This window comes from uncultured Lacinutrix sp., from assembly GCF_947500325.1.
Lineage (GTDB): Bacteria > Bacteroidota > Bacteroidia > Flavobacteriales > Flavobacteriaceae > Lacinutrix.
The window spans coordinates 1-213 of sequence record NZ_CANMRQ010000125.1; the positions used below are offsets into that span (position 1 = coordinate 1).

Annotated in this window: 1 protein-coding gene; it reads right to left on the reverse strand. The window is 30.5% G+C overall.

The window, feature by feature from the left end:
• Positions 1 to 213, reverse strand: a 213-nt coding sequence (locus Q0997_RS20460) for a hypothetical protein (protein ID WP_299892615.1), incomplete at both ends; no start/stop codon positions are given.

A 213-nucleotide genomic window follows, 5' to 3' on the forward strand; every position in this document is an offset into this window, starting at 1 on the left:
TCCGTACTGTAATAAAAATTAAATCGGCTTTCACAAGTAGAGGCTCTAAAGTTTATTGGTAAAGCTTCACAGCCATTAGTTGAAATACTTGAAAAGTCATCTGTCAACTCAACCATTGGTCTTAGACTAAAAGTAATATCACTAGTATCTAATAAAGTGGTGTTGCCTATATTACTTATTCTAATTAAATAGTTACTTGTAGGTAAACTATTT